Source organism: Mesorhizobium sp. M2A.F.Ca.ET.039.01.1.1 (assembly GCF_003998035.1).
Classification (GTDB): domain Bacteria; phylum Pseudomonadota; class Alphaproteobacteria; order Rhizobiales; family Rhizobiaceae; genus Mesorhizobium.
The window spans coordinates 1-9,208 of record NZ_RZRY01000209.1; the positions used below are offsets into that span (position 1 = coordinate 1).

Genomic DNA, 9,208 nt, shown 5'->3' on the forward strand with positions numbered 1-9,208 from the left:
GCGCCGAAAGCCGCGATGGACTTGGGCCCCGAGCTGTGGTTGCGTCGGGGTGGTCGAGCGTTTCATCGAGATGCCTGAACGCTCCGGGTATTTGTTCAGACGCAATTCCGGACGGCAAATCGCCTGGTATTTTTCCGGAATGGTTGGGCAGGCCGGATGGGAGACCGGCCAGGGAGGAAGCACGGGCCGTGCAAGGCTGGTTCGTCGTCATCATCGCGATCGCCTATGTGACGCTGCTTTTCGCCATTGCCAGCGTCGGCGACCGGCGCGCGGCCGCCGCGGGGCTCGGCCGGGCGCGGCCGTTCATCTATGCGCTTAGCCTGGCCATCTACTGCACCTCCTGGACCTTCTTCGGCTCGGTCGGCCTTTCCTCCGAGCGCGGCCTCGAATTCCTCGGCATCTATACCGGCCCGGTGCTGGTCTTCGTGTTCGGCTTCCCGCTGCTCAACCGCCTGGTTCGGCTGGCGAAGAGCGAGAAGATCACCTCGATCGCCGACTTCCTCGGCGCCCGCTACGGCAAGAGCTTCACCGTCGCGGCGATCGCGACCTTGATCGCCACGATCGGCGCGGTGCCCTATATCGCGCTGCAGCTCAAGGCGATTTCGGGCTCGGTCAGCCTGATGGTCGAGCACTATACCGGCTCGCCGCCCTCTTTCGATCCGTTCGTCAGCGACATCTCGCTGGTGGTAGCGATGCTTCTGGCGCTGTTCGCGGTGCTGTTCGGCACCCGCCACGCCGATGCCACGGAACATCAGGACGGGCTGGTTCTGGCCGTTGCGGTCGAGACCGTGGTGAAGCTCGCCGCATTCATAGCCATCGGCCTGATGGTCACGTTCCTGATCTTCGGCGGCCCCGGCGACATGTTCGCCAGGCTCGCCGGGAACGGCCAGGTACGCCAGGCGATGAGCTACAACACCTCGCTGGCCACCTGGCTGGTGCTGACGGGCTTGAGCGGCTTTGCCATCCTGATGCTGCCGCGGCAATTCTATGTCACCATCGTGGAGAACCGCAGCGAGGCGGAACTGCGCACGGCGACCTGGCTGTTTCCGCTCTATCTCGTGGCGATCAACCTCTTCGTGCTGCCGATCGCCTTTGCCGGCCTGTCGCTGGTCGGCACCAAGACCAGCAGCGACCTTTATGTCCTGTCGCTGCCGCTGCTCGGCGGCCATGACGTGCTCGCCATGGCCGCCTTCGTCGGCGGCCTGTCGGCGGCGACCGCCATGGTGATCGTCGAGAGCGTCGCGCTGTCGATCATGATCTCCAACGATCTCATCATCCCGCTGTTCGTGCGCCGCGTGATCAAGACCAGCGCCTCGGAGAATGAGGATTGGTCGACACTGATCCTCAACGTACGCCGCGCGTCCATCTTCATCCTGCTGTTCATCGCCTTCCTCTACTACCGCGAGAGCACCAACAGCGCGCGGCTGTCCTCGATCGGGCTGATGTCTTTCGCGGCGATCGCGCAATTCGCGCCGTCGCTGATCGGCGGCCTGATCTGGCGCCGCGCCAACGGCCGGGGCGCCGCGCTCGGCATGGTCGCGGGCATCGCTGTCTGGGGTTACACGCTTCTTCTGCCTTCGCTCGCCGGCCCGGGTTCCGACATCGTCGTCCACGGGCTGTTCGGCTTCGAGGCGCTGAGGCCACAGGCGCTGTTCGGCACCGTCGGCGAGCCGCTGAACCACGGCGTGCTGTGGAGCCTCTCGGTCAACGCCCTGTTTTTCGTGCTGGGGTCCCTGTCGCGCGCGTCGGTGCCGCTGGAGCGCATCCAGGCGGCGATCTTCGTGCCGCGCGAGGCAGGCCCAATGCCAAGCCTCAGGCGCTTCCGCACCGCCGTCACCGTCAATGATCTCAAGGACACGATCTCGCGCTATCTCGGCGTCGAGCGCACGGAGCGCTCCTTCCAGTCCTTCGAGAAGAGCGCAAGCGTCTCGCTCCACGGCAAGGAGCAAGCGAGCATGGATGTCATCCGCTTCTCGGAGCAATTGCTGGCAAGCGCCGTCGGCTCGTCCTCGGCGCGGCTGATCCTGTCGCTGCTGTTCCGCCGCAACGACCACGATTCCAAGGATGCCTTCAAGCTGCTCGACGACGCCACCGAGGCGCTGCAGCACAATCGCGACCTGCTCCAGATCGCCCTCGACCAGATGGAGCAAGGCATCACCGTCTTCGACCGCGATTTCCGGCTGATCTGCTGGAACCGGCAATACCGGCAGCTGTTCGACCTGCCGGACGAGATGGGCCAGGTCGGCGTGTCGCTTGACCGGATCCTGCGCCATCTTGCCGAACGCGGCGATATCCCGGCTGACCAGCGCGTGACGATGCTCAACCGGCTGACCAGCTTCGCCGGGCCATGGCAGATGGAGCTGAAGACCAGCGGACGCATTCTGGAGCTGCGCTCCAACCCGATGCCCGACGGCGGCATCGTCGCCACCTATGCCGACATCTCCGGCCGCGTCGAGCAGGACCTGGCGCTGAAACGGGCCAATGAATCGCTGGAACAGCGGGTCAAGACCCGCACCGTCGAGCTCACCCGGGTCAACGAGGAGCTGGCGCAGGCGCAGATGCTGGCCGAGGAGGCCAATCTCGGCAAGACGCGCTTCCTCGCCGCCGCCGGGCACGACATTCTGCAGCCGCTCAACGCGGCGCGTCTCTATTGCTCGTCGCTGATCGAGAAGGCCGGCAAGGGGCCGGCCGGCAAGGCGGCCATCAACATCGAATCCTCGCTGGAATCGGTCGAAACCATCCTCGGCGCGGTGCTCGACATCTCGCGGCTCGATGCCGGCGCCATGAAGCCCGAGGACACCGCCTTCAGCCTCGGCGGGCTGCTCGGGCAGATCGGCAATGACTTCCGCCCTTTGGCCGCCGAAAAGAAGCTCGAGCTCAAGATCATGCCGTCCTCGCTCGGCGTCATGACCGATCGCAACCTTTTGCGCCGGCTGATCCAGAACCTGGTCTCGAACGCCATCAAATACACGCGCAAGGGCCGCATCCTGGTTGGGGTGCGGCGACGCGGCGAACTGGCCGAAATCCAGGTGATCGACACCGGCATTGGCATCGCCGGCGACAAGCTCAACACTGTCTTCCACGAATTCACACGCCTCGACGAGGGCGTACGCGAGGCAGAAGGCCTTGGCCTGGGGCTCTCCATTGTCGACCGCATCGCGCGGGTGCTGCGACTCGAAATCCGCATTTTCTCCAACCCGGGCAAGGGCACGCGCTTTTCCGTCATCCTGCCGGTCGCGGAGGTCGCGGCGCCGCCGCGCGAAATCGGCAAAGCCCCGGCCCGCTCTGCGTCGACGCTTGCCGGGCTCAATGTGCTCTGCATCGACAATGATGCGCGCATCCTCGACGGCATGCGGCTGCTGCTCGAAGGCTGGGACTGCCATGTCGAGACGGCTTCGGGATCGGGAGAGCTCATGGGACCCGGCGCGGTGAGGCCGGACGTCGTGCTTGCTGACTATCATCTCGATGGCGGCACCGGGCTCGACGCGATCGCCAGGTTACGCGCCGCCTACGGCCAGGACCTGCCCTGCGTGCTGGTCACCGCCGACCGCTCCAGCGAGATGCGCGCCGCCGCAAGCCAGCTCGACATTCCGGTCGTCAACAAGCCGGTGAAGCCCGCCGTGCTGCGCTCGATGATGGCGCGGGTCAGGCCGCTGGCGCCGGCGGCGGAGTAGAGGCAGAAGTAGCTAACTTACCGGCTGCAGCGGGTCATTGCCGATCTTGGAGAGCTGGATGACCGCCTGGGTGCGGCTGTCGACGCCGAGCTTCTGCAGGATGGCCGAGACATGCGCCTTGATGGTGGCCTCGGAGACGCCGAGCTCATAGGCGATCTGCTTGTTGAGGAGGCCTTCCGCCAGCATGCCGAGCACCCGCGTCTGCTGCGGCGTCAGCGCCTGCAGGCGCTTGATCAGGTCGGAGATTTCCGGGTCGCGCTCGACGCCGAGCTCGACACCGGCAGGTGCTGCGATATCGCCGGCGAGCACGGCCTGCACCGCGGCGCGGATTTCTTCCATGCTGGCCGATTTGGAGATGAAGCCGGACGCGCCGAGATCGAGGGCGCGGCGGATGGTGACGGGATCATCATGCGCCGACACTACGACCAGCGGCACCGCCGGATGGATGCCGCGCAGCGCAATCAGGCCGGAGAGGCCGCTGGCGCCCGGCATCGACAGGTCGAGCAGCACCATGTCGATATCCTCATTGGCCAGCACCAGAGCCTTGGCGCTTTCGAAATCCCCGGCCTCATGGATGGCGGCAACGTCGCCGACGCCGGCCAGCGCCTCCTTCAAGGCGCCGCGAAAAAGCGGGTGATCGTCGGCAATGACGAAAGTGTGGCCCGACGGCAAATATTCCTCCCCCGATCCCATCATCATTTTCGTGCTTCTTGCGGGGACCGGAATGATTATGCGGCGGCGCGGCGCTTTTTCAAGCGGCAAAGGCCGCGCGCGGAGTTTTCCCCAGGGGCGGCCCGGTCGCGCCGGCTCAGGTCTTCTGCTGGTTCAGCTTGCCGCCGCCGTCGCCGTCTTCCTTGTCCATGTCCTTGACGATGTCCTTGAAGGTGCGGAAGAAGCGTTCCATGTAGCCCATGGTCCTGTTGAAATCCTCTTCGCTCGGCAGTTGCGATTCCAGCCGGGCGGAGAGCGAATTCTCCAGCTTGGCGACCCGCGCATCGAGGGCCTTGACCGAATTGTCCAGCCGGTCGATCTCGTCCTGGTAGGCGGCGCGCTCGTCCGCCGCCATCTTGCAGACGAGCTGGCCGGTGCGCTCCTCGCAGATCGACATGGCGCCGGTCCTTGCATCCATGCGGACATAGCCGTTGGCCGACTTCTCCAGACGGTAGTGGTCGGTCTCCTCGGAATAGGCGGAAGCGGCAACCAACGAGCAAAGCGCCGCGGGGATCAGGATGTGCTGCAGACGCATATCGTCCTCCATGAGCCAGTGAAGGCGGGCTATCACAGGTTTGCGCCGGAAATGGGGAAGAGTCGAGCTTCAAGCCTTCCCCGCTCCTTCGGTTCGGACTATAGCGCGAGAATGTCTCAGATTATCTACAAGATCGCCCCCGAGGCGCTTTGGCGCGAAGCCGAGAAGAACGGGCGCCTCACTGGCGCGCCGATCGACATCGCCGACGGCTTCATCCATTTCTCCACCGCTGCCCAGGTGCGCGAGACAGCGGCCAAGCATTTCGCCGGCCAGACGGGCCTGCTGCTGGTCGCCATCGACGGGGAGAAGCTGGGGAACGCGCTGAAATACGAGGTATCGCGCGGCGGCGCGCTGTTCCCGCATCTCTACGCCCCGCTCGACCTCGATGCCGTCCTTTGGGTCAAGCCGCTGCCGCCCGGCGCCGGCGGCCACGACTTCCCGGCGCTGGAAGGCGAATGAGCGTGCTCGACCGGATCGGCCAGAAGCTGCTTTTCTCCTTTGATCCGGAAACCGCGCATGGCATGTCCATCGCCGCGCTGCGCTGCGGACTGCCGGTCGGCTCGGCCGCGCCGCGCGACGCGCGGCTCAGGATCAGGCTTTGTGGCCTCGAGTTCCCGAACCCGCTCGGCATGGCCGCCGGCTACGACAAGAACGCCGAAGTGCCGGACGCGCTGCTTAGGCTTGGCTTCGGCTTCGCCGAGGTCGGCACCATCACCCCGCTGCCGCAACCCGGCAATCCGAAGCCGCGCATCTTCCGGCTAACGGCGGATGAAGCGGTGATCAACCGGCTGGGCTTCAACAATGAAGGTCATGCGGCGGCGGAAAAGCGGCTTGCCGCGCGCAAGGGGCGGCCAGGCATCGTCGGCGTCAACATCGGCGCCAACAAGGACAGCGCCGACCGCATCGCCGATTACGAGCGCGGCGTCGCCCGCTTCGCCTCCTATGCGAGTTATCTCACCGTCAACATCTCCTCGCCCAACACGCCGGGCCTGCGCAACATGCAGGCGCGCGAGCAGCTTGGCGAGCTCTTGTCGCGGGTGATGGCCGCGCGTGCAGCAGCCCCTGCCCAGCCGCCGGTCTTCCTCAAGATCGCGCCGGACCTCGTCGAGGCGGAGCTGGAAGATATCGCCGCCGAGGTCGCCGAAAAGAAGATCGACGGCGTCATCGTCTCCAACACGACGCTGGCGCGGACCGGATTGCGGAGCGGCGGTGTGGCGGATGAAACCGGCGGCCTCTCGGGAAAACCATTGTTCGAGCGTTCGACCGCGGTTCTGGCCCGCATGCGCAAACTGCTCGGACCGCAGATGGCGATCATCGGTGTCGGTGGCGTTGACTCCGCCGAGGCCGCATTGGAGAAGATCCGCGCCGGCGCCGACCTCGTCCAGCTCTACACCGGCATGATCTATGCCGGCCCGGCGCTGCCCGGGCGCATCGTGGCCGACATGGCACGGTTCGTGGAGCGGCAACGGCTCAAATCTATTGGCGAACTGCGCGATACCGGTTGCACAGACTGGTCCAAATGACTCTGATAAGCTCCCACGAAATCGGGAGGACAGCCATGGCTAAGGTTCTGAACTCCGTCGTAGAGTCGATCGGTCGAACTCCATTGGTCCGGCTCGAAAGGCTGACGGCGCAAGCGGGCGTCAAAGGCGAAATCCTCGCCAAGCTGGAATATCTTAATCCGGGCTTTTCCAAGAAGGATCGCGCGGCGCTTGGGATAATCGAGGAGGCCGAAAAGTCCGGCGCAATCAAGCCGGGGCAAACGGTGGTCGAGCTTACCTCCGGAAACATGGGCACGGGCCTCGCGATCGTCTGCGCCGTCAGGGGTTACCCTTTCGTCGCGGTGATGTCGAAGGGCAACTCCGAAGAGCGCGCCCGCATGATGGCGGCGCTCGGCGCGGAAGTGATCCTCGTGGACCAACTGCCGGGATCGGTGCCGGGGCAGGTCTCGGGTGGCGATCTGGCGCTTGTCGAGCAGGCCACCAAGGCGGTGACGGCGGAAAGAGGCGCATTTCGCGGCGATCAGTTCCACCGCGACGGGAACTGGCTTGCGCATTATCACGGGACCGGACCGGAAATCTGGGACGCCAGCCATGGCGCCGTCGATGCATTCGTAGACTTCATCGGCTCGGGCGGCACCTATGCCGGGGTGGCGAGGGCGCTCAAGGAACGCAATCCCCTGATCAAGTGCTTCATCGTCGAGCCCGAAGGCGCGGCGGCGGCCGCGGGCGAGACGGTCACCCAACCCGAACACCCCATTCAAGGCGGCGGCTACGCCATGCCGGACCTGCCGTTTCTGAAAAACGCGCCCGTCGATGGCTATCTTCAGGTTTCCGGCGACGAGGCACGCGAGACCGCGCGCCTGCTGGCGCGCAGCGAAGGTATCTTCGGCGGCTTCTCGTCCGGAGCGAATGTCGCCGCCGCGCTGCGTCTCCTACGCAGCGATCAATCGGGGAAGACGATCGCCGTCGTGATTTGCGACTCCGGGCTGAAATACCTCTCGACCGACCTCTGGAGCTGAGGAACACCGGCGCCTGGCCGGAACCGAACAATCGGCGCCTAAAACGCCGTTCGTACCCTGAGCCTCAGCACCGCGAGCAGGCTCAATCCGCGCACCAGCAGGAAGACATGCAGCGACGCCCATAGCCCGTTGTTGCCGAAGGCCGGCGCCAGCGTGATCAGCGCGGCGCTGAAGGCGAGGAACGACAACAGCATCATGTTGCGCATGTCGCGCGACCAGGTGGCGCCGATGAAGACGCCGTCCATCTGGAAGGCCAGCACGCCGCTCAGCGCCGTGAAGGCCGCCCATGGCAGATAAATGTCGGCGACTTCGCGGACTTCCGGCGAGGTCGTGACCAGAGCCACCAGACCAGCGCCAGCGGTCAGCAGGATAAGGCTGGCGCCGGCCGCGAGGCCAAAACCCCAGATCAGCGTCAGCCGCACGGCCTGCCGGAAGGGAGCAGGCGCCTGCGCGCCGATGGCGCGGCCGGCCAACTGCTCGGCGGCCGTAGCGAAACCATCGAGGAAATAGCCGGCGATCAGGAAGAAGTTCATCAGCACGGCGTTGGCGGCAAGCGTCACCGTGCCGAATTGCGCGCCCTGCCTGGTGAACAGCGCGAAGGCGGCAAGCAGCGAGAAGGAGCGGATCATGATGTCGCGGTTGAGCGACAGCATGCGCCGGTAGGCCGGCAAATCGAGGATGCGGCGACGTGACGGTCGCTCCAGCATGCGGAAGCGGTTGAGCACGATGGCAAGACCGAGCAGCATGGCCAGGAACTCGCCGGTGACCGTCGCCCAGGCGACGCCGGCGACGCCCCAGCCGAGCTCGAGGCCGAGCAGGAAGCAGAGCACGATGTTGATGCCGTTGAGCACCGCCTGCAGCATCAGTCCGAGCCCGCCCTCGCCGCGCCCCAGGACGTAGCCCAGTATGGCGTAGTTGATCAGCGAGAAGGGGGCTGCGAGCAGCCTGATGCGGATATAGACCGACATGGCCGCGCTCACGCGCGGCTCGGCGCCCATGAACCATTGGCCGGCGACGGCAAAGAGCGGCGCGAGTGCCGCAAGGATGACGCCCGCGACGACCGCGATCAGCACGGCGCGCCACAGCACCGCCTGCTCTTCCAGCGCATCGCCGCCCCCGAAGGCCTGAGCGACGAGGCCGGTGGTGCCGGAGCGCAGGAAGTTGAAGGTGGTGAAGACGACGTCGAAGACCAGCGATCCCGCCGCCAGGCCGCCGAGCAGGGCCGCGTCGCCGAACTGGCCGACCACCGCCGTGTCGACGATGCCGAGCAGCGGCGTCGTCAGATAGGCAAGCGTCATCGGCACGGCGATCGCCAGCACCGAGCGATTGGTGACGGCGAAGGACCTGATATTGGCTTCGGTCGCGTCCAAGGGGATTGCTGCCTGTTTGCTTGCGGCTTGATCGAGGACCCGATGTGCCCCAGTTTGCCTGCCTCATGCAACCATCATCCGCCGGGCTGACAACCGAATTTCAGACCTGGCTCAGGCCTCCCGATCCATGCCGCTACAGATCGTCCATCACCCCGACTATGACGCCGGCTTCGCCGTCAACCATCGCTTTCCGATGAGCAAATATCCGCTTTTGATGGAGGCCTTGCGCATGCGCGGGCTGGCGGTGCCGGAAGCGCTCTCGATGCCGGAACCGGCGCCGGCGCCATGGCTGAAGCTTGCCCACGCAGCTGACTATGTCGACCAGGTGATCGCCTGCCAGGTGCCGCAGACGATAGAGCGCGAGATCGGCTTTCCGGTCGGCCCGCGCGTGTCGCTG

7 protein-coding genes and 1 pseudogene are annotated in these 9,208 nt (G+C 65.6%); 5 read left to right on the forward strand and 3 right to left on the reverse strand.

Annotated elements, in window-relative coordinates; genetic code table 11:
- The first annotated feature begins 188 nt into the window (after positions 1 to 188).
- Positions 189 to 3,674: a PAS domain-containing hybrid sensor histidine kinase/response regulator gene (locus EOA24_RS17245; RefSeq protein ID WP_189343261.1), complete on the forward strand. Its 3,486-nt coding sequence runs from the start codon at positions 189 to 191 to the stop codon at positions 3,672 to 3,674.
- 12 nt (positions 3,675 to 3,686) lie between these two features.
- On the opposite strand, the gene EOA24_RS17250 is transcribed toward EOA24_RS17245, so the two are convergent.
- Positions 3,687 to 4,346: a response regulator transcription factor gene (locus EOA24_RS17250; RefSeq protein ID WP_126083558.1), complete on the reverse strand. Its 660-nt coding sequence runs from the start codon at positions 4,344 to 4,346 to the stop codon at positions 3,687 to 3,689.
- Positions 4,347 to 4,482: 136 nt separating this feature from the next.
- Positions 4,483 to 4,920 (reverse strand): hypothetical protein, encoded by a 438-nt coding sequence (locus EOA24_RS17255; RefSeq protein ID WP_126079331.1) that lies wholly within the window; start codon positions 4,918 to 4,920, stop codon positions 4,483 to 4,485.
- Between the two features lie 111 nt (positions 4,921 to 5,031).
- Here EOA24_RS17255 and EOA24_RS17260 point away from each other — a divergent pair, with 111 nt between their 5' ends.
- Genes EOA24_RS17260 through EOA24_RS17270 form a run of 3 tightly spaced genes read left to right on the forward strand, consistent with a single transcriptional unit; the run spans position 5,032 to position 7,441 of the window.
- Positions 5,032 to 5,379, forward strand: coding sequence for a DUF952 domain-containing protein (locus tag EOA24_RS17260; RefSeq protein WP_189343262.1), 348 nt, complete (start codon positions 5,032 to 5,034; stop codon positions 5,377 to 5,379).
- A complete protein-coding gene (locus EOA24_RS17265) occupies positions 5,376 to 6,443 on the forward strand; it encodes a quinone-dependent dihydroorotate dehydrogenase (RefSeq protein WP_127256515.1) in 1,068 nt (355 codons plus the stop codon). The genes EOA24_RS17260 and EOA24_RS17265 overlap by 4 nt, the downstream gene beginning before the upstream one ends.
- A gap of 35 nt (positions 6,444 to 6,478) precedes the next feature.
- Complete coding sequence (locus EOA24_RS17270; protein ID WP_126079333.1) at positions 6,479 to 7,441, forward strand: cysteine synthase family protein; 963 nt, start codon at positions 6,479 to 6,481, stop codon at positions 7,439 to 7,441.
- Between the two features lie 38 nt (positions 7,442 to 7,479).
- On the opposite strand, the gene EOA24_RS17275 is transcribed toward EOA24_RS17270, so the two are convergent.
- The gene (locus EOA24_RS17275) at positions 7,480 to 8,811 is read right to left on the reverse strand and encodes an MATE family efflux transporter (protein ID WP_245491091.1); all 1,332 of its coding nucleotides are present in this window, start codon (positions 8,809 to 8,811) and stop codon (positions 7,480 to 7,482) included.
- A gap of 127 nt (positions 8,812 to 8,938) precedes the next feature.
- Between EOA24_RS17275 and EOA24_RS17280 the strand changes: the two are divergent.
- Positions 8,939 to 9,208, forward strand: a pseudogene (locus EOA24_RS17280) (histone deacetylase); the annotation flags it as partial.

What these genes read in the sequence shown, in the direction of transcription:
- EOA24_RS17255 (WP_126079331.1), bottom strand. Translation starts at nt 4,920, where the DNA reads ATGCGTCTGCAGCACATCCTGATCCCCGCGGCGCTTTGCTCGTTGGTT.
- EOA24_RS17260 (WP_189343262.1), top strand. Translation starts at nt 5,032, where the DNA reads ATGTCTCAGATTATCTACAAGATCGCCCCCGAGGCGCTTTGGCGCGAA.
- EOA24_RS17265 (WP_127256515.1), top strand. Translation starts at nt 5,376, where the DNA reads ATGAGCGTGCTCGACCGGATCGGCCAGAAGCTGCTTTTCTCCTTTGAT.
- EOA24_RS17270 (WP_126079333.1), top strand. Translation starts at nt 6,479, where the DNA reads ATGGCTAAGGTTCTGAACTCCGTCGTAGAGTCGATCGGTCGAACTCCA.